This window comes from Klebsiella sp. WP8-S18-ESBL-06 (genome assembly GCF_014169755.1).
Lineage (GTDB): Bacteria > Pseudomonadota > Gammaproteobacteria > Enterobacterales > Enterobacteriaceae > Kluyvera > Kluyvera ascorbata_B.
Genome location: NZ_AP022256.1, coordinates 1,546,989 through 1,571,232, shown reverse-complemented (window position 1 = coordinate 1,571,232; position 24,244 = coordinate 1,546,989). Strand labels below are relative to the sequence as shown.

General features: G+C 55.7%; 22 protein-coding genes and 1 pseudogene. 4 read left to right on the top strand and 19 right to left on the bottom strand.

From position 1 onward, the window contains the following. The first annotated feature begins 28 nt into the window (after nucleotides 1-28). Nucleotides 29-574 (top strand): GNAT family N-acetyltransferase, encoded by a 546-nt coding sequence (locus H7R76_RS07475; RefSeq protein WP_182930246.1) that lies wholly within the window; start codon nucleotides 29-31, stop codon nucleotides 572-574. On the opposite strand, the gene nhaC is transcribed toward H7R76_RS07475, so the two are convergent. From nhaC to H7R76_RS07430, 9 genes and pseudogenes are all read right to left on the bottom strand, one after another. After that, entirely contained in the window at nucleotides 562-1,983 is a 1,422-nt protein-coding gene (gene nhaC / locus H7R76_RS07470; RefSeq protein ID WP_182967387.1) for a Na+/H+ antiporter NhaC, read from the bottom strand. The genes H7R76_RS07475 and nhaC overlap by 13 nt on opposite strands. Then, complete coding sequence (locus H7R76_RS07465; protein WP_106924256.1) at nucleotides 1,980-3,197, bottom strand: trans-sulfuration enzyme family protein; 1,218 nt, start codon at nucleotides 3,195-3,197, stop codon at nucleotides 1,980-1,982. Before H7R76_RS07465 ends, nhaC begins: the two co-directional genes overlap by 4 nt. Before the next feature lie 201 nt (nucleotides 3,198-3,398). After that, a complete protein-coding gene (gene hisP, locus H7R76_RS07460; protein ID WP_182967384.1) occupies nucleotides 3,399-4,172 on the bottom strand; it encodes a histidine ABC transporter ATP-binding protein HisP in 774 nt (257 codons plus the stop codon). A 7-nt stretch (nucleotides 4,173-4,179) separates the two neighbouring features. After that, nucleotides 4,180-4,896 (bottom strand): ABC transporter permease, encoded by a 717-nt coding sequence (locus H7R76_RS07455; RefSeq protein ID WP_106924254.1) that lies wholly within the window; start codon nucleotides 4,894-4,896, stop codon nucleotides 4,180-4,182. Then, nucleotides 4,893-5,579, bottom strand: coding sequence for a histidine ABC transporter permease HisQ (locus tag H7R76_RS07450; protein WP_182967382.1), 687 nt, complete (start codon nucleotides 5,577-5,579; stop codon nucleotides 4,893-4,895). The genes H7R76_RS07455 and H7R76_RS07450 overlap by 4 nt, the downstream gene beginning before the upstream one ends. 64 nt (nucleotides 5,580-5,643) lie before the next feature. Beyond that, a pseudogene (hisJ, locus tag H7R76_RS07445) lies at nucleotides 5,644-6,424 on the bottom strand (histidine ABC transporter substrate-binding protein HisJ). A 222-nt stretch (nucleotides 6,425-6,646) separates the two neighbouring features. After that, nucleotides 6,647-7,429: a lysine/arginine/ornithine ABC transporter substrate-binding protein ArgT gene (gene argT / locus H7R76_RS07440; protein ID WP_106924251.1), complete on the bottom strand. Its 783-nt coding sequence runs from the start codon at nucleotides 7,427-7,429 to the stop codon at nucleotides 6,647-6,649. Nucleotides 7,430-7,710: 281 nt separating this feature from the next. After that, entirely contained in the window at nucleotides 7,711-8,280 is a 570-nt protein-coding gene (locus H7R76_RS07435) for a UbiX family flavin prenyltransferase (protein ID WP_182930243.1), read from the bottom strand. 41 nt (nucleotides 8,281-8,321) lie between these two features. After that, complete coding sequence (locus H7R76_RS07430; RefSeq protein ID WP_182928563.1) at nucleotides 8,322-9,335, bottom strand: LacI family DNA-binding transcriptional regulator; 1,014 nt, start codon at nucleotides 9,333-9,335, stop codon at nucleotides 8,322-8,324. Nucleotides 9,336-9,680: 345 nt separating this feature from the next. Between H7R76_RS07430 and H7R76_RS07425 the strand changes: the two genes are divergently transcribed. Beyond that, on the top strand, nucleotides 9,681-11,084 hold the full coding sequence (locus tag H7R76_RS07425) for an MFS transporter (protein WP_182967380.1): 1,404 nt from the start codon (nucleotides 9,681-9,683) through the stop codon (nucleotides 11,082-11,084). 7 nt (nucleotides 11,085-11,091) lie between these two features. Beyond that, nucleotides 11,092-13,053: a glycoside hydrolase family 127 protein gene (locus H7R76_RS07420; RefSeq protein ID WP_182967378.1), complete on the top strand. Its 1,962-nt coding sequence runs from the start codon at nucleotides 11,092-11,094 to the stop codon at nucleotides 13,051-13,053. 103 nt (nucleotides 13,054-13,156) lie between these two features. On the opposite strand, the gene purF is transcribed toward H7R76_RS07420, so the two are convergent. From purF to pdxB, 9 genes are all read right to left on the bottom strand, one after another. Next, the gene (gene purF, locus H7R76_RS07415) at nucleotides 13,157-14,674 is read right to left on the bottom strand and encodes an amidophosphoribosyltransferase (RefSeq protein ID WP_106924247.1); all 1,518 of its coding nucleotides are present in this window, start codon (nucleotides 14,672-14,674) and stop codon (nucleotides 13,157-13,159) included. 33 nt (nucleotides 14,675-14,707) lie between these two features. Next, the gene (gene cvpA, locus H7R76_RS07410) at nucleotides 14,708-15,196 is read right to left on the bottom strand and encodes a colicin V production protein (protein ID WP_106924246.1); all 489 of its coding nucleotides are present in this window, start codon (nucleotides 15,194-15,196) and stop codon (nucleotides 14,708-14,710) included. 279 nt (nucleotides 15,197-15,475) lie between these two features. Further along, entirely contained in the window at nucleotides 15,476-16,150 is a 675-nt protein-coding gene (gene dedD / locus H7R76_RS07405; RefSeq protein WP_182930240.1) for a cell division protein DedD, read from the bottom strand. After that, nucleotides 16,140-17,408, bottom strand: a complete 1,269-nt coding sequence (gene folC, locus H7R76_RS07400; RefSeq protein ID WP_106924244.1) for a bifunctional tetrahydrofolate synthase/dihydrofolate synthase — start codon at nucleotides 17,406-17,408, stop codon at nucleotides 16,140-16,142. The genes dedD and folC overlap by 11 nt, the downstream gene beginning before the upstream one ends. 70 nt (nucleotides 17,409-17,478) lie before the next feature. Next, a complete protein-coding gene (accD, locus tag H7R76_RS07395; protein ID WP_106924243.1) occupies nucleotides 17,479-18,393 on the bottom strand; it encodes an acetyl-CoA carboxylase, carboxyltransferase subunit beta in 915 nt (304 codons plus the stop codon). A 196-nt stretch (nucleotides 18,394-18,589) separates the two neighbouring features. After that, a complete protein-coding gene (locus tag H7R76_RS07390) occupies nucleotides 18,590-19,249 on the bottom strand; it encodes a DedA family protein (protein ID WP_106924242.1) in 660 nt (219 codons plus the stop codon). Between the two features lie 24 nt (nucleotides 19,250-19,273). Continuing rightward, nucleotides 19,274-20,086: a tRNA pseudouridine(38-40) synthase TruA gene (gene truA / locus H7R76_RS07385; RefSeq protein ID WP_106924241.1), complete on the bottom strand. Its 813-nt coding sequence runs from the start codon at nucleotides 20,084-20,086 to the stop codon at nucleotides 19,274-19,276. Continuing rightward, nucleotides 20,086-21,099, bottom strand: coding sequence for an aspartate-semialdehyde dehydrogenase (locus H7R76_RS07380; protein ID WP_106924240.1), 1,014 nt, complete (start codon nucleotides 21,097-21,099; stop codon nucleotides 20,086-20,088). The genes truA and H7R76_RS07380 overlap by 1 nt, the downstream gene beginning before the upstream one ends. A 63-nt stretch (nucleotides 21,100-21,162) precedes the next feature. Next, nucleotides 21,163-22,290 carry a 4-phosphoerythronate dehydrogenase PdxB gene (gene pdxB, locus H7R76_RS07375; RefSeq protein ID WP_182967376.1) on the bottom strand — a complete coding sequence of 376 codons (1,128 nt, stop codon included), beginning with the start codon at nucleotides 22,288-22,290 and terminating at the stop codon, nucleotides 21,163-21,165. A 108-nt stretch (nucleotides 22,291-22,398) separates the two neighbouring features. Between pdxB and flk the strand changes: the two genes are divergently transcribed. After that, complete coding sequence (gene flk, locus H7R76_RS07370; RefSeq protein ID WP_106924238.1) at nucleotides 22,399-23,415, top strand: flagella biosynthesis regulator Flk; 1,017 nt, start codon at nucleotides 22,399-22,401, stop codon at nucleotides 23,413-23,415. On the opposite strand, the gene H7R76_RS07365 is transcribed toward flk, so the two are convergent. After that, nucleotides 23,395-24,204: a Cof-type HAD-IIB family hydrolase gene (locus tag H7R76_RS07365; RefSeq protein ID WP_182967374.1), complete on the bottom strand. Its 810-nt coding sequence runs from the start codon at nucleotides 24,202-24,204 to the stop codon at nucleotides 23,395-23,397. The genes flk and H7R76_RS07365 overlap by 21 nt on opposite strands. Nucleotides 24,205-24,244 lie beyond the last annotated feature (40 nt).

Genomic DNA, 24,244 nt, shown 5'->3' with positions numbered 1-24,244 from the left:
CTCAGATTTGGCTTAATGGCATAGGAAAATGGCAATCCTCACCACCCGGCGACTACGACTTTCTCCGTTTAATAAAAGCGACTGGCCCTTCTTTCTTCAGCTGCGACAAAACCATAAGGTCATGCAGTTTATGGGGGAAGTACTGGACGAAGCGGCGATAGGTGCAATTTTTTCCCGACGCTGCAATTCCCCCGCGATCTTTGTTATCCGCGATGAAAACGGTACGCCGCTTGGCGATATAGGGCTGCAAATCAGCAGTAAAAACCCCCATGAGGCGGATGTTGGCTACGCGCTACTGCCAGAGGCGCAGGGCAAAGGATTTGCCAGCGAGGCACTCGGTGAAATATGCGATTATGGCTTTCAACAGCTTGGCCTATGGGCCATTAATGCCTGGGTACTTGGCGATAATCAAGCTTCAGCAAGGCTACTGGAAAAGCACGGTTTTATCCGCACGCAGGTGCTGACAAAAGCCTATCGGCTGAACGGCAAAGATTACGATGATTGGGTCTATCGGCTGGAGGAACAGACCTGGATGATACTGTCCAGGCCCGAAAACATGGGTTACTCAACGTAGCGTGTCCCAAAACGACTCCATCTTGCCAAAAACGCATACATCAGCGCCAGCGCAAAACAGCTCAAATTAAAAAATGTCCACGGAAGATAGTCCAGCGTCGCCACGCCCAACGTTTTTGCCATAAACATGCCGGAAATCGTCCACGGGAAAAGACCTTCCAGCAAGGTCGCCCCCGACTCCATAGCCCGTGACATGTTGACCCGATGCAGCTTGTGCCGATCATAGCAGGGGTCATACATACTTTTGACCAGAAAAAAGCTAATCACCGCGTTGCCCGTACAAGCCACTAGCAGTGTGCTTGAGAAGAGCGTTGCCAGGATGACGCGCGTAACGGAACTCAACTTCTTCACAAGTCGCTGTAGTACCACATTAAGCCCTCCTGATGCCTCCAGCGCGGAGGCGAACAAAAATGCGCATAACATGACCACAATGGGGCTGACCATGGAATAAATGCCGCCACGGTTGAGTAAAACAGTAAGATTTGTTGCAACGTCGGGATCGCGGGCAATCGTGGAAAATGGCGTAAGCATGCTGTTTTTAAATCCATTAATGGCCGCTTGCACCATATCAGGCCAACTCACTGGCTGGAAAATGCCCCCCAGGAGAAGTGCAAAAAATGAAGAAGCGACCAGAACCACCGTGGTGTCCCACTTCCGCAATGCCCCCACGAAAACCAACAAAGCCGGCAGCAAGCAGAGGGGATTAAGCCAGAACAGTTGCTGCAATGCCTCCCGCATCACGCTGATATTGTCGATCTGTTCGTTCAACGGCGCTAAATCCTGCCCCACCCACCAGAAGCCTGCGCAGGCAAAAATAAACGCTGGCAGCGACGTATACATCATATTGCGAATGCTTTGCCACAGTTCTACGCCTGCCGCCATTGCGGCCATATTGGTGGTATCCGATAACGGCGAGAGCTTATCGCCAAAATAGGAACCGGAGATAATGGCCCCCGCGGTTACCGCCAGGGAAACGTTCATCGCAGACGAAACCGCAATCAGCGCCACACCGATCGTCCCCGCCGTTCCCCAGGAGGTGCCGGTAAACAGGGAAATGCATACCGTTACCAGAAAAGCCGTCAAATAGAGATAATGGGGACTCACCATGTCCAGCCCGTACAGCACCATCAGCGGAATGGTGCCTGATACAATCCAGCAGCCAATCAGCATACCAATTGACAACAGAATCAGCATAGCTGGAACGGCATCTTTAATTTTCTCCATAAACAGTGAAACAATATCCTTCCAACGCGCACCATAAAAATACGCGTAGCCAGCGGTCGTAAGCGTCACCATTATTAATACAAACTCAACCGGATAACCCAAAATACCAACGCCGGCGAGAAAAAATATAAAAATGATGAATAAAATAATTAATGCCGAAGGAAACGAAGGCTGCCGAATAATCATATTGGCATCCTTAATGCCTTAAAAGCATTATCGAGATCGTTAATTAATATCGACACCGGCTCCTGACCGATGGAAAGACGAATAAGTCCCCGAGAGATACCCGACTCATCCAGCGCAGCCTGGTTATATCCACGATTGGGCGAAATAATCAGACTTTCATAGCCACCCCAGCTACACCCCACTTTAAATACCCTGCAGGCATCAATAAAGCGCTTCACATCATGAAAATCCGCGTGTTTTAACTCGAAGCTAAAGAGCCCGGAAAATCCGCTCATCTGACGCCGAATAATCTCTTTTTCCTGCGGCGATGCCAGCCATGGATGGCGAATATTTTCCACATCATCACGACGGTTCAGCCACTCGAGCACGGCAATGGCATTTTGCTGATGCGCCTGCATGCGGATCGGTAAAGTTCGTAATCCCCGCAATAACAGCCACGCGCTGAATGGCGCCAACACGCCGCCTAATAGCTGATGGGAAAAATCGCGGATTGGTTCCATCAACTCAGCGCAAGTAATCACCGCCCCGGCCAGAATATCGCTGTGCCCGGCAAGGTATTTGGTACAGGAATGAATCACAATATCAAAGCCAAGGCTCAACGGCTTCTGGTACAGCGGCGTCGGCCAGGTGTTGTCAATAGCCGTGATAATGCCATGGTGAGACGCCAGGCTGGCTATCGCACGTAAATCTACCACCTTCATGGTCATGGTGCCCGGCGACTCCGTGTAAATCATGCGCGTGTTGGGCTTAATTTTTTGCGCAATAAGCGCCACGTCACCATCCGGTACAACATCAAATTGAATACCGTATTTATGCGCTAGCGCTTTCACCAGCTCCACGGCAGGCCCATAGACTTGATTGACCAGTAAAATGTGATCGCCATGATTTAAATGGCCGATAATCACCGCGCTAATGGCCCCCATTCCAGATGCAAAACAGCGTGCGCTTTCTCCACCTTCCAGCCGAGCCAGCCTTTCCTCTGCCATCTGCACGGTGGGATTCAGACCACGGCTATAAATGTAACGCCGGGTTTCTTGCTGCATATCATCACAATACTGCTGATAGTTAGCCTGCACAAATAGGCTGGTCTGGATGATTGGCGGTGCTACTGCACCAAAATAAGCTTCATGATTTTCATTAATACCGGAACAAGTTACATAATCTTCTGGCGAAACATTTCCATTATTCAGTAACAAACTTTCGTAACGTGTCATCGTTATTTCCCTTTACTGTGCGTGTTTCGGGAAATACTAACCCTCGCAACTATTAAAACCTTTATCTTATTGCCATTAATAATTTAAGTACGGCATACACAAAAAGAATCGCCTCTTGGCGATCACACAAAACCCATATAAAATATGATTAAATTAAATAAGTACAATTAAAAACAAAGCCGGGGTTAACCGGCTTTATTTTTATTTCAGCGCGCCGCTGAGAAACTGCTGCAAACGCGGGCTCTGCGGGTTACCGAATACGGCTTCCGGATTGCCCTCTTCCTCAATTTTGCCCTGATGCAGGAAAATCACGTGCGATGAAACGTGGCGGGCAAAGCCCATTTCGTGCGTCACCACCACCATCGTTTTCCCTTCTTCAGCCAGCTGCTGCATAATGCGCAACACCTCACCCACCAGCTCCGGGTCAAGCGCTGAAGTCGGTTCATCAAACAGCAGCACTTCCGGCTCCATCGCCAGGGCGCGAGCAATGGACACGCGCTGCTGTTGGCCGCCGGACAGGTGTACCGGGTATTTCTCCTGCTGACGTTCGTCGATGCCCACCTTCGCCAGGTATTTCACCGCGCGATCGCGCGCTTCCTGCTTGCTGAGGCCCAGCACCTGGATCGGCGCTTCCATGACGTTCTCCAGCACCGTCATGTGGCTCCACAGATTGAAATGCTGGAATACCATAGTCAGGCGAGTACGCAGGAGGCACAGCTGGTTTTTATCCGCGACCTTGAGCTGACCGTCACTATCGCGGACCAGGCCAATATTCTGCCCGTTAACGATAATCGTGCCTTCGCTCGGCTTTTCGAGAAAGTTAATGCAGCGCAGGAACGTACTTTTGCCCGAGCCCGACGAACCGATAATGCTAATGACGTCGCCAGCGTTAGCTTTCAGCGAAACGCCTTTCAGCACCTCATGCTCGCCGTAGCGTTTATGCAGATCGATTACGTTTAGTTTTTTATCAGCCATCATGTTCTCAGTGCGTAGAAGTCGGTTTCATATGTTTTAGCCAGCGCTTTTCCGCTTTACGGAACAGGCGAATCAGCACATACGAGATAATCAAATAGAGCACGGCGGCAATGCCAAAAGCGGTAAACGGCTGATAGGTTGCCGAGTTGATATCGCGGGCGATCTTCAGCAAGTCAGGAACGGTGGCGGTAAACGCCAGCGCCGTCGAGTGCAGCATCAGGATCACTTCGTTGCTGTAAGCCGGTAGCGCAATACGCAGCGCCGACGGCAGAATAATGCAGCGGTAAAGCTTAAACGACGAGAAACCATAGGCTCGCGCCGCCTCAACCTCCCCCGCGGGCACAGAACGAATCGCCCCGGCGAAAATCTCGGTGGTATAGGCACAGGTATTGAGCGTGAGCGCCAGCACCGTACAGTTCAGGCCGCTGCGGAAAAAGGCGTTTAGCAGCTCAGTACCTTTCACGATTTCCAGCGTATACATCCCGGAATAGAACACCAGCAGCTGCACATACAGCGGCGTCCCGCGGAAAATATAGGTAAACAACCACACCGGAAACTTAATATATTTATTGCTGGAAACCCGGGCAATCGCGAGGAACAGCGCCATAATGCCGCCCATCACGACCGACAGCACCAGCAGCCATAGAGTGATAGCCACGCCGGTGAAACGATAGCCGTCGCTCCACAGCAGCGCTTTCCAGTACTCCTGAATAATCTCAATCACAGATCGGCCCTCTTCACGCCTACGGAGTAGCGGCGTTCGAGCAGCAGCAGTACGCCATTGGAAACGGTGGTAAACAACAGATATATCACCCCGCAAACAATGGCGAAGTAGAACGGCTCCCAGGTGCTTTTACCGGCAAGCTGGGTCGCCTTGACCACATCTTCCAGCCCCAGCAGCGACACCAGCGCGGTCGCCTTGAGGATCACCTGCCAGTTATTGCCAATCCCCGGCAGCGCGTAACGCATCATGGCCGGAAATAAAATGCGCCGAAAAGTTTGCCCGCTGGTAAATCCAAAGGCGGTCGCGGCTTCGATGTGCCCTTTCGGCACCGCCATAAAGGCACCGCGAAAAGTTTCGGTGAAATAAGCGCCGTAGATAAAACCGAGCGTAATGATACCGGCGATCATCGGGTCGATATCAAACTGATCGATGCCGAGTGAATCGGTGATCACGTTCAGCACCATCTGCAGCCCGTAGAAAATCAGCAGCATCAGCACTAAATCGGGCACCCCACGAATCAGCGTGGTGTAACCCTCAAAAATTAACGCCAGCACGCGATTTCGGGAGAGCTTAGCTCCCGCACCAACCAACCCAATAAGCACGGCCAGAACCACCGAGCTGACGGCCAGCTCAAGGGTGACAAGAGCGCCCTGAAAAATTACCTGTGAAAACCCGTACAGCATGCTGCCAGTCCTGTCTTGACGCCCGTCGCTCTGTGCGTGCAAAGCGACAGGTTACTCGTGATGATTACTCGCCGTAAACGTTAAAATCGAAGTATTTCTTCGCCAGCTTGTCGTAGGTGCCGTCGGCACGCATTTCAGCAAACGCCTTGTTCAGCGCGTTCAGCAGTTCAGTGTCGCCTTTACGCAGGCCCATACCGGTACCGACGCCGAACAGCTTCTCGTCTTTAATCGACGGGCCGCCGAACTGGTAGTCTTTACCGATAGGCTGCTTCAGGAAGCCTTCGCTCGCCGCCACTTCGTCCTGGAACGCGGCATCGATACGGCCAGCGGTCAGGTCAGAGTAGATGTTGTCCTGGCCCTGGTAGGAGACAATTTCGATACCTTTTGGCGCCCAGTGCTCGTTACCGTAGGTTTCCTGGGTCGTTCCCTGCAATACGCCAACGCGCTTACCTTTCAGCGTGGCGATATCCGGCGTAATCGGAGAACCTTTTTTCACCACCAGGCGCGAATCGGCCGCATAAAGTTTGTCGGTAAAGGCGATTTCCTGCTGACGTTTTTCAGTGATCGACAGCGATGACATGATGGCATCGATTTTCTTCGCTTTCAGCGAGGGGATCAGGGCATCCAGCGGGTTCTCAACGAAGGTACATTGTGCCTGGATGCTTACACAGCTCTTTGGCCAGATCAATGTCAAAACCCACTAATTCGCCCTGGGCATTTTTTGACTCGAACGGTGCGTACGTTGGGTCAGTACCAATGCGCACTTTTTGCGGAATTGCTGCAAATGCGCTCGATGCGGAAGCAAGCGCCAGAACCAGAGAAAGAGATAACGCCAGTTTTTTCATAATCATCCTCAACAGACAGTAATTCTTGTGGGTTTTTTAGAAATTATCTGAGCGGTTATCGTGCCATCTTTCGGCCCATCAAGGCAAAGCATTCTGCCCTTTCGGCTGGCATTTTTCTCATTAAAAATGCTTAATTATGCAACTGCGCGCAACTTTCGAGCAAAAAATGCACCACCGTGGTGCATGGCGATTTATCTGCACCACGATGACACACCCGGCGGATTAATCGCCGTAGACGTTAAAGTTGAAGTACTTCTTCGCCATTTTGTCGTAGGTGCCATCGGCGCGCAGTTCGGCCAACGCCTTATCCAGCGCGGCCTTCAGCTCTACGTCATCTTTACGCAGGCCAACGCCCGTCCCGTCGCCAAAGAATTTTTTGTCCTTCACCGATGGGCCCGCAAAGTCAAACGTTTTGCCCGCTGGCTGCTTGAGGAAGCCTTCACTGGCGGCCACCTCATCCTGGAACGCGGCGTCAAGACGCCCGGCGGCCAGATCGGAGTAAATCAGATCCTGGTTCTGGTAGGCCACCACGTCGACGCCTTTACTGCGCCAGTTTTCATTGGCGTAGGCTTCCTGGGTAGAACCCTGAAGAACGCCGATGTGTTTACCCTTCAGCGCGTCCAGCGTGGGTTTAATTGCCGAACCTTTGGCGGCAATCAGGCGTGAGTCAGCGGCATACAGTTTGTTAGAGAAGGCTATCTCCTGCTGACGTTTTTCCGTGATGGACAATGAAGAAATGATGGCATCGATTTTCTTCGCTTTCAGCGAAGGGATCAGCGCATCGAAATCGCTTCCCACCCACGTACACTTGATGCTTGCACGTTTGCACATTTCGTTGCCCAGATCGATATCAAAGCCGATAAAATCGCCTTTGGCATCTTTCGATGAGAACGGTGCGTAGGTGGTGTCGGTACCGATGCGAATGCTCTGCGGCAGTGCGGCAAAGACGCTGGCAGCGCTGCTGAGACCCAGCAGCAGAGAGAGAGCAAGAACCGTCTTCTTCATACGTTCCCCTATTAAATCGTGATGTTGTTAACTGCGATATCGTTATGTTGTGTTGTGTCTGCAAACCTGACTCTGCATCTTTTGTGCCAAACCTTTCGCCGACGAGCTAAATGGCGTTAAATTTGTTAACAAAAGGATAAGAAAAGGTAAACACAGACGAAGATATCAGCCGCTGCGTATAAATCGAGCACAAAAATGCAATCGGGATGATTTAATCGCGAGGATTTGATCGGCGTTGCAGAATTGCCCTGAAACAGGGCAAAAGAGACATCATGAGCGCATCAGGCGCCCGACCAGCGGGTAAACAGATCGTCCGGTAGGGTGATATCAAACTGATCGAGCACCCGGTTCACGGTCTGATTGATGACGTCATCCAGCGTTTGCGGGCGATGATAGAACGCGGGCACCGGCGGCATAATTATCGCCCCCATTTCCGCTGCCTGCGTCATCAGCCGCAGATGGCCGAGATGCAGCGGCGTTTCGCGCACGCACAGCACCAGCGGCCTACGCTCTTTGAGCACCACATCGGCAGCGCGCGTCAGCAGACCATCGGTGTAGCTGTTCACAATCCCGGAAAGGCTTTTAATAGAGCATGGCAAAATCGCCATCCCTGCCGTTTTGAAGGAGCCAGAAGAAATACTGGCGGCAATATCGCGGGAATCGTGTACGACATCGGCCAATGTTTGAACGTCGCGCAGGGAAAGCGATGTTTCCAGCGCCAGCGTCTGGCGGGCTGCCTGGCTCATCACCAGATGCGTTTCGACGTCCGGCAGGGCGCGTAGCACCTCAAGCAGGCGTACGCCGTAAATGGCGCCGCTGGCGCCGGAGATTCCAATGATGAGTCGCTTCACGTTGACCGCCCTTTTTCTCTACTGGCGCCAACTTTGCCGGATTATGGAGCCAGACGCAACTGTGACGCACTGGCGTGAGTTACCGAACTTTCGCGCTCTATTAGCCGAACCGGCAGCAACAGGTTTCGTTCGCTCTCATCGCTGAGCAGAAGCTGGAAAGCATCGCGCCCCAGTTCGCGTTTATCGACCGCCACCGTCGAAAGCGGCGGATGCGCCCAGGCGGCAGCGTCAATATCGTCAAAACCCACAATCGCCACGTCTTGCGGTACGCGGATACCCCGGCGCGCGCACTCACGCATCGCCACCAGCGCCGCCACGTCGTTATAGGCGAAAATGGCATCCGGCGGCTGCGCTAGCCCCAACAGCTGCGACATCCCTTCCACCAGCGCCTGTTCGATATCTTTTACCGGCGGCACCTCGATACGGTACGCCGATGGCAGCGCCAGACCGGCGTCAAATAACGCCTGCTGGTAGCCCTCAACGCGCTGGCGAATACTGTAATGGCGTTGCGAAGTCCCCAGAAAGGCGATACGCGTTCTCCCTTGCGCCAGAAGATGGCGCGTCGCGACAAAGCCCCCGTGGAAGTTATCCGGATTCACGCAGGGAAAATCGGCCGCCCACAGGTCGACCAGCGCCACCGGCAGCGCGGCCTGCCGCAGCTCGGCCAGCACTTCAGGTTCGAGATACCCGGCACAGATTAGCGCATCTGGCTGATGCAGATGAATAAGATCCGCCACCCTGTCCTGCGGGCCAATCGGCTGGAAGCTCATGGCGACCTCATTCTCACGGCAGGCGTCTGCCACGCCGAGCATAACCGTGGAATAAAACGGCAGCGCGCTGGCAATGTTGTGCTCGCGGTGCAGCAAAAAAAGCAGCCGCTTAATACGCCCGTTGCGTAGACGGCTGAAGTCATACCCTGCTTCCTGCGCCATCGTCAGGATACGCTGGCGTGTCTCATCGCTCAGCCCTGGCTGCCCTTTCAGCGCCCGAGAAACCGCCGCAATCGAGACGCCGCAGGCGCTGGCAATGTCTTTAATTCGGGTCTTCTTCGTCATGCTTTTGCTTACCTTCTTCACCGCCAGACCGAACAAAGAGTATCCCCTACCACCAACGAGCTGACAATCCTAAGTTTTATTTTTACTAAACATATTAAAAAGAACACTGAGAACGAATGCTACATTCTCCAATACCTCCTGCATTACAGCCAATAAACGAGATCAAAATCACCATTTATAATTAATTTATAGTAAAAATAAGATCAATTTCACTCTTTAAAAATCACGTTGTATACGAAAAACGCGCTCAAGCCCTATCCTCATCGCCGTTAGTTATTTACTAAAAATTCGTCAGAGATACGCCGTAATGACTTTTTGAATCATCACCCTGATCGAGGATTGGTTATGACCGTTGCTGATAACCTGAATACCGATGTACAGAACGTTGATGCGGGAGAGACGCTGTCTACCCGCGAAAAGATAGGCTATGGATTAGGCGATGCCGGCGGGCATTGCATCTCGGATTTAATCAGCGGATTTCTCCTTTTTTTCTACACCGATATCTTTGGCCTCAGTCCGGCCATCGTTGGTGCGATGTTTTTTGTCCTGCGTATTTTCGACGCCGTTTCCGACCCGGTAATGGGCGTGATCGCCGACCGCACGCGCAGCCGCTGGGGGCGTTTTCGCCCCTGGCAGCTGTGGACGGCGGTACCGCTCGCCGTCATTGGTATCCTGACATTTACCGTACCGGATATGGGGCCTAACGCGAAAATAGCCTGGGCTTTCGGTACCTACTTTCTGATATCGATTGGCTATACCGCGAACAACGTCCCTTACTGTGCGCTGATTAACGCGATCACCAATCGCCACGATCAGGTGATGTCCTGCCAGTCCTGGCGCTTTGTGCTCAGCGGCGTAGCCGGTTTTCTCGTCTCTGTTGGCCTGCCGTGGATGGTTGAGTTTTTCGGTAACGGTAACCTGGCCAAGGGCTACCAGTACGGCGTCACCGTGCTGTGCACGATAGGCATGATCATGTTCCTGCTGTGCTTCTTCTGGGTAAAAGAGCGGGTGCCGCTGTCGCTAGCAGGCAATTTCACCCTGCGCGAACACCTGAAAGGACTGCGCAAAAACGATCAGTTACTGATGATGCTGGTGATGTCGTTCCTGCTGGTGAACATTCTGTGCATCCGCGGCGGCGGCTATATGTACTTTATTTCCTACGTGCTCCAGGGTGGCGCCGGCTACATGTCGCTCTTCTTCGGCATTCTGACGCTTTCCGGGATTGCCGGCGCGGTGATCGTCAACCCGCTCTCCCGCCGCATGGATATGGTGCGCCTCTACTACTGGACGAACCTTGTTCTGGTCGCTTTTGGCGTGGGCATGTACTTCCTCCCTACGGGGCCGCACTATCAGACGCTATGGCTGGTTTGCATAGCCGTAAATAGCGTCATTCAAGGCTTCACCCTGCCGCTGCACTTCTCGATTATGGCCTTCGCCGACGACTACGGCGAATGGAAAACCGGCGTGCGTTCATCAGGGATGAACTTCGCCTTTAACCTCTTTTTCATCAAGCTCTCCTGGGCCTCTTCCGGCGGCATCATCAGTCTGATCCTGATCATGGTGGCCTACCAGCCAGGGCTGGAAAACCAGACCGCAGCGTCCATTCAGGGTATCACCCTGCTGCAAAGCATCGTACCGGCGCTGTTCCACCTCGCGCTGGCGCTGTGCCTGCTGAAGTGCCGACTTAACGGCACAATGATGCAACGTATTTCTACCGACCTTCGCCAAAGACATTCACACATTTCCTGAGGTAAACATGATGCAGTCTGATGTGATTGAAGCCGATCTGAACCGTATTACCATCACCGACCCGTTTCTGGGCGAATACCAGCGGTTGATTCGCGACGTGGTGATCCCTTACCAGTGGGAAGCGCTGAACGATAACATTCCCGAAGCCGAACCCAGCCACGCGCTGGCTAACTATCGCATTGCCGCCGGGCTGGAGCCCGGCGAATTTTACGGGATGGTGTTCCAGGATAGTGACGTCACCAAATGGCTGGAGGCCGTCGCCTGGTCGCTGAGCCAGAAGCCGGATAGCGAACTTGAACAAACCGCCGATGCCGTGATTGAACTGCTGGCACAGGCGCAGTGCGAAGACGGCTATCTCAACACCTGGTATACCGTGAAAGAACCGGGGCTACGCTGGACCAACGTGGCCGAATGCCACGAAATGTACTGTGCAGGGCACCTGTTCGAAGCGGCGGTGGCGTTCTTCAACGCCACCGGTAAGCGCCGCCTGCTGGAGATAGCCTGCCGTTTTGCCGATCATATTGATACCGTTTTTGGCCCGAACGATGGCCAGCTGCGCGGCTATCCCGGGCATCCTGAAATCGAGCTGGCGTTGATGCGTTTGTATGAAGTCACCCGGGAGCCTCGTTACCAGGCGCTGGCGCGCTTTTTCCTCGAAGAACGCGGCCAGCAGCCGTACTACTACGATATTGAGTTTGAAAAGCGTGGCGGCACCTGGCACTGGGACAACTGGGGCGAGGCATGGATGGTGAAGGATAAAGCCTACACCCACGCGCACAAACCGCTCGCAGAGCAGAACGAAGCGGTCGGCCACGCGGTACGCTCGGTATACCTGATGACCGGCCTGGCGCACCTCGCCCGCCTGACTCATGATGAAGAAAAGCGCCAGACCTGTCTGCGCATCTGGAACAATATGGTACAACGTCGGATGTACATCACCGGCGGTATCGGTTCACAGGGCATCGGCGAAGCCTTCACCAGCGACTACGATCTGCCAAACGACACCGCCTACGGCGAGAGCTGCGCCTCCATCGGTCTGATGATGTTCGCCCGACGCATGCTGGAGATGGAGGGAGACGCCCACTACGCCGAGGTCATGGAGCGCGCGTTTTACAATACGGTGCTTGGCGGCATGGCGCTGGACGGCAAACACTTTTTCTACGTGAACCCGTTAGAGACGCACCCGAAGAGCATTCCACACAACCATATTTACGACCACATTAAGCCGGTACGCCAGCGCTGGTTCGGCTGCGCCTGCTGCCCGCCGAATATCGCCCGCACGCTCGTCGCTATCGGCCACTACCTCTTTACCCCTCGCCAGGACGCGCTGTTTATCAACTTCTATGCCGGAAGCGAAGCACAGTTTACGGTTAATGGCCGGACGCTGGCGCTGAAAATAGAGGGCAACTACCCGTGGGATGAGCAGGTCACGATTCGCTTCAGCCAACCGCAGGCGGTCGAGCATACGCTCGCGCTACGCCTGCCGGAATGGTGTGAAGCGCCGCAGGTGCGGGTGAACGGGAACGCCGCGCAGGGTGACATCATCAAAGGCTATCTGCATCTGCATCGTCAATGGCAGGAAGGCGACGTGGTAACGCTGCATCTGCCGATGACCATCCGCTGCGTCTATGCTAACTCGCGGGTGCGTCACGCTGCCGGTAAAGTGGCGATTCAGCGCGGGCCGTTGGTTTACTGCCTGGAAGAAGCGGATAACGGCGCGGAGTTGCACAACCTGTCGCTGCCGAAAACGGCGACCTTTCGCGAGATTCAGGGCGTCGGCGTGCTGAAAGGCAAAGTGCTGCTACAGGCGGAAGGGCTACGCGTGTTGACGGCTCAGGAGAATAAGCCGCTGTACAGCTTTGATAATCGTCAGACAGCGGTTGAGAAGCAGATGCTGACCTTTATTCCGTGGTTTAGCTGGGCCAACCGTGGCGAGGGCGAAATGCGGATTTGGGTCGACGAGGCATAACCATAAAAAAAGCCGGACGGCGGCTATGCCTTATCCGGCCTACAACGATGGTGGACTGTAGGCCGGATAAGACGCGATGCGTCGCCATCCGGCATGTCCTGATTTACCCTTCGTTATGCATCTCTAAATTCTCAACTTCATTCTGCAGCTGGACGGCTTTCGCATCGTCGTTGCGCAGTGAATCGAGGAAGTCGAGATAGGTCTGGTCAACGTCTTTGGTCACATAGACACCGTTGAACACCGAGCATTCGAACTGCTGGATATCCGGGTTCTCTGCGCGTACCGCGTCGATAAGATCGTTCAGATCCTGGAAGATAAGGCCGTCCGCGCCGATGATCTGGCGAATTTCATCCACTTCACGCCCGTGGGCGATCAGCTCATTGGCCGTCGGCATATCAATACCGTAGACGTTCGGGAAACGAATTTCCGGCGCCGCAGAGGCCAGATAGACCTTCTTCGCACCGGCTTCACGCGCCATCTCGATAATCTGCTCGGACGTGGTGCCACGCACGATAGAGTCATCAACCAGCAGCACGTTCTTATCACGGAACTCAGCGCGGTTGGCGTTCAGCTTGCGGCGCACGGACTTACGACGCAGTTGCTGCCCCGGCATGATAAAGGTACGGCCAACGTAGCGATTCTTCACGAAGCCCTGACGGTACGGTTTGCCCAGGATACGAGCAATTTCCAGCGCGATGTCGCAGGACGTTTCCGGAATAGGGATCACGACGTCAATATCCAGATCTTCCCACTCGCGCGCAATCTTCTCGCCAAGCTTGGTGCCCATATTCACGCGGGCGCTGTAGACGGAGATTTTGTCGATGAAGGAATCCGGACGCGCGAAGTAAACGTATTCGAACAGGCACGGGTTGCTGACCGGGTTGTCGGCGCACTGGCGGGTAAACAGCTGCCCCTTCTCGGTGATGTAAATCGCTTCCCCTGGCGCAACGTCGCGCAGGAATTCAAAGCCGAGTGTATCCAGCGCCACGCTTTCGGAGGCCACCATATACTCGGTACGGCCATCGCCCACATCGCGTTTGCCCAGCACCAGCGGACGGATGCCGTTCGGGTCGCGGAAGGCAACCATGCCGTGGCCGATAATCATCGCCACGCAGGCGTAGGCGCCGCGGATCTGGCGGTTCGTCGCGGCGATAGCGGCGAAAATGTTATCAGCTTCCAGCGGATAATGGCGGAAGTTATCCAGCTCGCTGGCAAAGATATTGAGCAGGATTTCAGAATCGGAGGTGGTGTTGATGTGACGGCGTTTTTCTTCAAACAGCTTCTGACGTAACTCGTGCGCATTGGTCAGATTACCGTTGTGCGCCAGCGTAATACCGTACGGCGAGTTCACGTAGAAAGGCTGAGCCTCAGAGGCGCTGGAGCTGCCCGCCGTTGGGTAACGCACGTGGCCAATACCCATATTGCCCTGCATACGCTGCATGTGGCGGGCTTCAAAGACATCGCTCACCAGACCGTTCGCCTTACGCAGGCGGAAGCAGTTGTTGGCATCAATGGTGATGATGCCAGCGGCATCCTGTCCACGGTGCTGCAGCACCGTTAGCGCATCATAAATCGACTGGTTTACCGGCATAACACCGGCGATACCGACAATACCGCACATACGTCTTTTCCTCGTTCAGCAACGACCCAAAGCTTATACTTTGGGCAAGAAACTTGACGAGCTTTGAAGGTATTCAAAAAACCATCTGATAACCGGTGAAAAATAGGGAATAAACTGCGACTGCTGCCAGTCTTCGCTCTTTGCCATGCCGGTAAAGGTGTCGAGGAAGAACAGGATAGCGGCAATAATCAGCACCCCGCGCAGCGCGCCGAAGCAGATCCCCAATACCCTGTCGGTACCCGATAAACCGGTCTTCTCCACCAGTTGGCCTATCACGTAGTTGACGATAGCGCCGACGATGAGCGTCGCGATAAACAGCGCCGCAATAGCAATCCCATTTCGAACCCGTTCGTCTTCAAAGCCCGTAAACCAGATAGACAGATCGTTGTAGTAATGGCTGGCTACGTAAAATGCACAGCCCCACGTCACCAACGATAGCGCTTCGCGAACGAAGCCACGGATAAGACTCACCAGGCAAGAAAAGCCCAGTACCGCGATAATGGCGTAATCAATCCAGACCATATATGTCCCACGATTCTACGCCCTGTCATCCAGTTCGGGCGCATTCTAACAGAAAAAGAAAACGTTTGCGTAGGGATTTCCTTCCCAGGCATAAATAAAAAATGGCGCTGAAAAAACATTCAACGCCATCGTTTTTCTGGTCGTTTTCGGCGTTGTCCGGCCCCTCACCCCGACCCTCTCCCCAAAGGGGCGAGAGAGAAAATGGGTGCGAAACCTACCAACGATGCCCTAAGGTCCCTTCTCCCAAAGGAGAGAGTGTGAGGGAAAAAGCCCCACGTCTTAGTTCGGCGTATACCCCATCACCACCCCACTCAGCCCCGACAGCTGCTTCAGCTCACCGAGCGAACCTTTCAGCTTATCTTTCGAGGCGTCCGGGCCAACCAGAATGCGGGTAATTTTACCCTGAACTGGCGTCGAAGGCGACGTATAGGCGTGATAACCTGCGCCGCGCAGGCTGGCCACAATTTCGTTCACCTTATCGGCGTTCTTCAACGCGCCAAGCTGCACCACGTAAGCCTTGCCCACCGGCGCAGCCTTCTCTTCAGGTGCCGCTTTCGGCGGCGCGGTAACAGCCACCTGTTCCGTTACCGGCTGCGGTTTCGGCTTCGGTTTTTCGACCGGCTTCGGTTTCGGCAGTTCGGCGGCCGGCGGGATCTGCTCGAGATCGCCGTTACCGTTCACCGCCAGACGGCTGGAATCAAGCGACGGTGCCGCCGCATCGCCCGCGCGTACCTCTTCCGCGGCGCCTTCCGGCGGCTGAGCAGGCAGCGCCTGCGTTGCCGTCGGCAGCATATCCGGCTCATCGCGATCGCCGGGCTTAGGCACCAGCGGAATGGCCGCAAATTCATCCTGATAATGCTTTTTTTGCCCGTCAAGCAGCCCTGGCAGCACAATGACCCCCAGCGCGACCAACACTATCGTCCCGACAAGACGGTTTTGAAACTTACTTGCCACCGGCTCTCCCCGCGTCCAATACTTCCATCACGTGCGCTACCGTGTGGAACGAACCACACACCAGCACCGTATCTTCCGGCATGGCATCGGCCATCGCCGCATGCCACGCCTGCGCCACGCTGCCATACACGGCACCCGCGCGCAAATGCGCGCGCAGCTGTTCCGCCGTCGCGCCGCGCGGCCCTTCCAGCGGCGCACAGTACCAGCTGTCGACCACGCTTTCCAGACACGCCAGCGTGCCGGCAATGTCCTTATCATGCAGCATACCAATAACCGCCAGCACTCGCCCGGTTTTCGGCAGGGATTTGAGACGCCCGGCAAGGTAGCCTGCGGCATGCGGGTTATGCGCAACGTCGAGAATCACCCGCGGCGCGTACTGGATAGTCTGAAAACGCCCCGGCAGGATCGCGCTGGCGATGCCTTCACGAATCGCCTGCTCGCTCACCGCAAGCCCGCTGGCGCGCAGCGCAGCCAGCGCGGTGGCGGCATTCGGCTGCGGCACGTTAGGCAGCGGCAGATTGCGCAGTTCGCCCTGTGCGTCGCTAAAGGTCCAGCTTTCCGCCTCTACGCTATAGCGCCAGTCCACGTCACGCTGCAGCAGCAATGCGCCCTTTTCGCGCGCCACGTCAGCAATCGTCTGCGGCATCTCCGGCTCGCCGACGACCGCCGGCCGCCCACCGCGGAACACCCCCGCTTTCTCACGGCCGATGCTTTCACGGTCCGGTCCCAGCCAGTCGGTGTGGTCCAGCGCAATGCTGGTCACTACGGCAACGTTAGCATCGACGATGTTAGTCGCATCCAGTCGCCCGCCCAGGCCGACTTCCAGAATGGCCACATCAACCTGTTGCTGCTTGAACAGCCACAGCGCAGACAGCGTGCCGTATTCAAAATAGGTGAGCGATGTTTCGCCGCGCGCCGCTTCAATCGCGGCGAATGATGCCGTATGCGCGCTTTCCGCCAGCTCTTCCCCCTGCACGCGCACGCGCTCGGTATAGCGTACCAGGTGCGGCGAACTGTACACGCCCACTTTATAGCCGGCGGCCATCAGGATGGTTTCCAGCGTCCGGCAGGTGGTGCCTTTGCCGTTGGTGCCCGCGACGGTAAAGACGAACGGCGCCGGTTGCAGCACGTCGAGCGACCCTGCGACCTTGCTGACGCGCGCCAGTCCGAGGTCGATGGTTTTTGAATGGAGGTTTTCCAGATAAGAAAGCCACGTAGCCAGGGGCGACGTGGCCTGAGGAATAGAATGTTTTTCCATGATGCCCGCAACTTTCAACGGTGAATAATAGCAAAAAGGGCAGCGCCACCCGGCCCTGCCCTTTACATCATCAGGCCTCTGGCGCCTGATCCGGTACCGGCGGCACCACCACGCTTTCGCGCGGCGCGTCCGGGTTCGGCGCCGGGAGATTCATCAGCTTCGCCAGAATGCTGGCCAGCTTCAGTCGCATTTCCGGGCGACGCACGATCATGTCGATCGCGCCCTTCTCGATGAGAAACTCACTGCGCTGGAAACCCGGCGGCAGTTTTTCACGCACGGTCTGTTCGATAACACGCGGACCGGCAAAACCGATCAGTGCTTTCGGTTCAGCAATGTTCAGATCGCCCAGCATCGCAAAACTTGCGGAAACGCCGCCCATGGTCGGGTCGGTCAGCACGGAAATATACGGCAAGCCGCGTTCCTGCATTTTCGCCAGCGCAGCGGAGGTTTTCGCCATCTGCATCAGGGACATCAGCGCTTCCTGCATGCGCGCACCGCCGGAGGCAGAGAAGCAGATCAGCGGACAGTTGTCTTCCAGCGCCTGCTCAACGGCACGCACAAAGCGCGCGCCCACGACAGAACCCATTGAACCGCCCATAAAGGAAAATTCAAAGGCCGCGGCGACAACCGGCATATCATGCAGGGTACCCTTCATGACCACCAGCGCGTCTTTCTCACCCGTCTCTTTCTGCGCGGATGCCAGACGGTCTTTATACTTTTTAGAGTCACGGAACTTCAGCACGTCTTTCGGCTCAAGTTCACTGCCCAGTTCTACCAGGGACCCTTCATCCAACAAGCTATGCAGGCGATTACGCGCTGACATACGCATGTGGTGATCGCACTTCGGGCAAACCTCGAGGTTACGCTCCAGCTCGGCGCGATACAAAACCTGACCACAGCTATCGCACTTGGTCCATACCCCTTCCGGGATGCTCGCCTTGCGGGTAGGTGTGATGTTGCTTTTAATTCGTTCAATCCAGCTCATTGATAACCTTTCTGCCTGAACCTGGTCGATGCCAGTTTTGCCATTAAGGGGGCGCGCATAATGCCACTTTTCCCCTTCATAGACCATGAATGTTGCACATTAAAACATAACAGCCCGAAACTTGGCATAAAAAAGTGGTCGAACCGCGAAACATGTCGTAACAGGGCACGGCTGAATCGTGCCCCGCTTGCGTGCGTTATTTTGCCCGTTTTGCCGCTGCGCGGCGGTGGCGAATCACTTCAATAACGCCCGGTAATACGGACAGCACGATGATAGCGACAATCAGCAGCTTCAGGTTTTCCTGAACTACCGGCAGGTCGCCGAACAGATAGCCCGCGTAGGTAAACAGCAGCACCCACAGCAGCGCGCCCGCCACGTTATAGAGCGCAAAATGACGATAGGACATGTGGCCCATTCCCGCCACAAAAGGCGCAAATGTTCTGACGATCGGCACAAATCGCGCCAGAATAATGGTTTTCCCACCATGTTTATCGTAGAAGGCATGGGTCTTATCCAGGTAGCTACGGCGAAAGATCTTCGAGTTCGGGTTGCTGAAGAGCTTCTCACCGAACAAGCGTCCAATGGTGTAGTTTACCGCATCGCCGACAATCGCAGCGATCACCATCAGTACCACCATGACGTGTACGTTGATGTCGTTGGTCGGCAGCGCGGAGAGCGCCCCAGCAACGAACAGCAGCGAATCGCCGGGCAGGAAAGGCGTCACTACCAGCCCCGTTTCGCAGAACAGAATCAGGAACAGAATAGCGTAAACCCAGACGCCGTACTGCGCGACCAGCTCCGCCAGGTGCACATCAATGTGCAGGATAAAATCAATCAAAAAACGGATGAGATCCATATTGTTTAGCCCCAAATGACTACGTTAGTCCGCCAGGAATAGCGGGCCCATCGGCACGGAAGGGAGCGCAAAGTGTGCGGGGTAATCCACCGCCACCAGATACAGCCCTTCCGCTTTCGCCGTTGCTGCGGCAAGCGTCCTGTCTTTTGCCGCCAGCAGTTCTGCAATCCAGCTCTCCGGCTGGTTTCCTGCGCCAACTTCCATCAGGCTGCCAACAATATTCCTTACCATGTGGTGCACAAAGGCGTTCGCTTTGATGTCCACAACAATATAAGCGCCGTAGCGGGTCACGTTGATATGCATGACGTTACGCCACGGCGTGCGCGACTGGCACTGCACCGCCCGAAATGAGGTGAAGTCATTCTCGCCCAGCAGGCTTTGCGCCGCGCGGTGCATCCGCTCAGCATCCAGGGGTTGGTGATAATGCGTCACCCCCTGACCCAGCACCGCCGGACGCAGACGGTGGTTATAAATCACATAGCGGTAGCGGCGCGCCGTCGCGCTGAAACGCGCATGAAAATCGTCGGGCACAGCTTTCACCCAACGCACCGCAATGTCACCAGGTAAATTCGCATTTACGCCCAGCGTCCACGCCGCGTCTTTACGCACGGCGTGAGTTTCAAAGTGCACCACCTGCCCGGTACCGTGAACGCCCGCGTCGGTACGCCCGGCGCAGAAGACGTTTATCGGCTCATTGGCCACCTGCGAGAGGGCTTTTTCAAGTTTTTCCTGCACGCTGCGCACTTCGTTTTGCCGCTGCCAGCCGTAATATTTGCTGCCGTCGTACTCAATGCCCAGCGCAATTCGATAGACCGGCAGTTGCTCCATTTCAGACATCAGTACAGATACTCCAGCACCAGCTTCTCGGCCGTTTTCACCGCCATCAACGCGCCGCCAAAGCGGACGTTATCGGCCACCGACCAGAACTGTACCTGCTCAGGCATACCGTAATCGTTGCGCACACAGCCTACCGACAGATGCGCGCTGCCGGTCGCGTCGCCAACCTGCGTCGGGAATTCCCCCGCTTCCGACAGCACAATATCTTCGCCGCGCGCAAAGGCGTCTCGCGCCTCTTCCGCCGACAGCGGACGCATGGCTTCAAATGTCACCATCTGCGCGTGGCCGTAGAACACCGGCGACTGAATGCAACTGGCGGAAATCATCAGCCCTTCATCCTGCATAATCTTACGCACCTGATCGACAATACGGCGTTCATCACGCACGTTGCCCTCGCGGTCCGGCAGCATCGGCAGCATGTTGAAGGCCAGCTGACGACCGAAGAAATCATCTTCGTCGATAGGAATGCCGTTCAGCAGCTTAGCGCTCTGCCCGGCCAGCGCGTCGACGGCTTTTTTACCGTGCGCAGAGGCGGAAATCAGGCTGGTCACGTTGATGCGCGACAGGCCACCGTCATCAATCAGCGGCTTCAGCGCCGCCAGCAGTTGGCTGGTCTGGCTGTCTGCCACGGCGATGACGTTACGGTTACGATAGTCAGCCAGCACAAACGGGTTCACTTCCGGTACCACCAGCGGCACGTCCGGTTCCAGGGCAAACAGACCGCTAAGGTCGATAACCAGACAACCGGAATTAGTCGCTTCTTCTATATAGGTGGCACTCGCCTCCATACCGGCGACAAAGAACGCCAGCTGCGCCTGCGTCCAGTCAAATTCCGCCGCATCCTGCACTCTGACCGATTTACCGTTGAAACGCAGATGTTCGCCCGCGCTGTCGGCGCGCGCCAGCGCATAGATATCACCCACCGGGAACTGACGTTCAGCAAGGGTTTCAAGCAGGGCTTCGCCTACGGCGCCGGTTGCGCCCAGGATGGCAATATTCCAGCCTTCAGACATGGTGATTTACTCCAGAAAAAAAGCGACCCTGCCGGAGTATCCGGCAGAGGTATTAAGAAGACATTAACAATGTACGGCGTTAAACCCGAGTTTTTGCAGCAGCTCGGCCGCCTCGGCATCATCACACTCCACGGTTAATGATGACCATTCGCGACGCTCAAGGTAATTTTTGCGCAGCTTGTCAAACTCACCCAGGATCCCCGCGACTTTTCGCAGCGGCGCGTCATCGCGGCGCACATCATACACCAAATGCACCAGTCTTTTCAGCGTAGGCTGATCGAGCGGACCGTGCAGGCTGATGTGGCCAAATTCCGGCGCCGGCAGCAGCGATGAGAGCGCCACTTCCTGCGGTTGGCCGATAAACTGGCTGTAGGCTTCGAACACCTGGGTCGTACCGCGCGCTTTGCCCTCGAGCGTGTAGCCCGCAATGTGCGATGTCCCCAGATCGACTTTGTCCAGCAGCGCCAGGTTGAGGTCCGGCTCGGGCTCCCAAACGTCGAGCACTACGCTCAGCTTCTGCCCCTCTTCAAGACATTTCAGCAGCGCGGCGTTATCCACCACCGGGCCACGGCAGGCGTTGATCAAAATCGCGCCCGGCTTCAGGCGACGAATCAGCGCCTCGTCGGCCAGATGCAACGATTTATACGGGCCGTCTTTATACAGCGGCGTGTGGAAGGTCAGTACGTCAGCCTGCGCCACCAGTTCCTCCAGCGGGAGGAAATCGCCCGCGTCGCCGTTATCGGCGCGCGGCGGATCGCAGAGCAGCGTTTTGATACCCAGCGCCGCAAGACGTTTTTGCAGACGGCCGCCGACATTCCCCACGCCGACAATGCCCACGGTACGGTCAGTCAGCGCAAACCCATCGCGCTCGGCCAGCATCAGTAGCGCCGAGAAGACATATTCTACGACCGCGATGGCATTACAGCCCGGCGCGGCGGAGAAACCGATCCCTGCCTGTTTCAACCATGCCTGATCGACATGGTCGGTGCCCGCCGTCGCGGTGCCGACAAATTTGATCGCTTTGTCGCCCAGCAGCGCTTCGTTCACCTTCGTCACGGAACGCACCATCAGGGCATCGGCATCGGTTAACGCCTCGGTCGGGATCGGTCGACCGGGAACGGCGGTAACGTCGCCCAGACGGCTAAAAAGTTCGCGGGCGTAGGGCATATTTTCATCAACAAGGATTTTCACGGTTCAGTACCTGTCTGAGAACGAGAGTAAACCGGGGAAGTGTGCCATAATCTCGCCGCCAGGCATACTTACGCCGGGCATCAGTACTGCAATTGGAAAGGATGAATCATGACGCAACCCATTTCAGGTATGCCCGCGCGCCCTCCGGGGGCCGGCACAACGCCCCTCTCCCCTGCGGGAGAACAGCCGTTGAGTACCCAACAGCGTACGGTGCTGGAACGACTGATCACGCGCTTAATCGCAATGACCTCACAGCAGAATGCCGAGGTTTGGGCGGGCGTGAAGCACGATCTGGGGCTGAAAAACGATACCCCGCTGCAGGCGCGCCACTTTCCCGCCGCCGAGCAGAATCTTAATCAGCGAATCGGCGCTGCCGAACAAAAGCTGAGCACGCGCCAGACGCTATCGCAGCTGACCGAGCTGCTAGGCCAGGGGAATAATCGTCAGGCCGTCAGCGACTACATCCGCCAGCAGTATGGGCAAACCGCCCTTAGCCAACTGACCCCGCAGCAGTTAAAAAACGTGCTGCAGCTGTTACAGCAAAATCAGCTGTCGATTCCGCAGCCGCAGCAGCGGCCGGCCACTGACAGACCGCTCCTGCCGGCCGAGCACAACACGCTGAACCAGCTGGTCACCAAGCTCTCCGCCGCCACAGGGGATTCCAACAAGCTCATCTGGCAATCACTACTGGAACTTTCCGGCGTGAAATCCGGTGACCCGCTGCCGGCGAAACATTTCAACGCGCTGGTCACTCTGCTGCAGGCGAGGCTGACGCTGAGTACGCATCCCGCGCCCACGCTTAACGTCCTGCAGGCTGCGCTCAAGCAGCCGCTGGAGCCACAGGAAGGGCAGCTGCTGCGCGATGTCGCCCAGCAAAACTGGAACGCAACGCCGCAAACGGTGCTAACGCCGGTACAGGTGCAGGAACTGCTGAACCTATTGTTCCTCAAACGCATCGAGCGCGAGCGCGTAGCCCATGCGTACACGCTGGAAGCGCGCGACCTTCAGCCTATTTACGCGCCGTTTGCCCCGGTCATGACTACGCTCAAATCGCTGTCGGCACGCCCGGGTCTGGCAGCCGTCGTGCTGGTGGTTGTCGCCCTGCTACTGTGGCTGCTGCTGTAGATTTAGTATCTGCGCAATGGTTGTCATCACCGCGTCTTCCTCATTGCTGCCGGTGATATACCGCGCGGCCTGTTTGGTTTCGTCAAAGGCGTTACGCATGGCGAAACTCCAGGCGGCGCGCGTCATCAGCTCGATATCATTCAGGCCATCGCCGAACACCATCGTCTCGTCTTTGCTTACCCCCAGCATGCGCTGCAACATCTCCACCGTGTGCCCCTTGTGAACGCCGGCGTCGGCAATATCAATCCACGCGTCTTCCGAAACCACGATATAGGCTTTATCAAAGAACTCAGCCAGGTGCGGTTTGATCTGCGGGCAGCGACCTTTGATATCAAACAGCGAGATTTTAACAAAATCATGCTCCACCGCGTTAAAGTCGTCTATCAGCACCACGTGCGCATAAGACATTTTGACTTTTGCCAGCATTTCCGGCGCAATCGATGCTTTAACATAGGCGCCGTTGGACGTACAGGCGATGATGACGGCTTCGCTGTTCACCGCTTCAAGCGTGGCAATCATCTCCCGACCCAGCGCGTTTTTGATCGGTGATTGATAGACATACTCACCGCCGTGCTTAATGCGCGTGGCGCTATCGCCAAGGATCCAGAAATCCCTCACCTGTTCGCCAAACAGCTCCTCCACCCGCTCACACTGCTTACCGGTGCACAGCGCAAAGGCCACGCCCTGCTGCTGCATCAGTGATTTAATCTGCGTAAAACGTTGGCGGTTGTAATCGCCGCTGCGGTTTAAGAAGGTCCCGTCAAGATCGGTAATAATCAGCTTAATCATGCATTCTCCTTGAAGAGGATAGCCCGCGTTCGCCGAACGC